The sequence below is a fragment of the Leucobacter sp. M11 genome (assembly GCF_035726885.1).
GTDB lineage: Bacteria > Actinomycetota > Actinomycetes > Actinomycetales > Microbacteriaceae > JAPFRB01.
Genome location: NZ_JAPFRB010000024.1, coordinates 1 through 271, shown reverse-complemented (window position 1 = coordinate 271; position 271 = coordinate 1). Strand labels below are relative to the sequence as shown.

At 73.1% G+C, this 271-nt stretch carries 1 protein-coding gene; it reads left to right on the top strand.

The window, feature by feature from the left end; all coding sequences use genetic code 11:
* Positions 1–93: 93 nt before the first annotated feature.
* On the top strand, positions 94–271 hold a 178-nt coding region (locus OOT08_RS18855), incomplete at its 3' end, for a metal-dependent transcriptional regulator (RefSeq protein WP_325094437.1).

The window sequence follows — 271 nt, the reverse complement described above, 5'->3', positions numbered from 1 at the left end:
CACCCCGGCGGTCCTCGGCTTCACGATGGCCGGGCACATCCTCGGTCGCGCGGTCCTGACCGCCACCGCCGAGACCCCGGCCTGACCCACCGCGTGTCCAGGCTCATCGACACCACGGAGATGTACCTCCGCACCGTCCTGGAACTCGAGGAGGAGGGCGTGGTCCCGCTGCGCGCCCGCATCGCCGAGCACCTGGACCAGAGCGGCCCCACCGTGAGCCAGACCGTCGCCCGCATGGAACGCGACGGCCTGCTGCGGATCGCCGCCGACC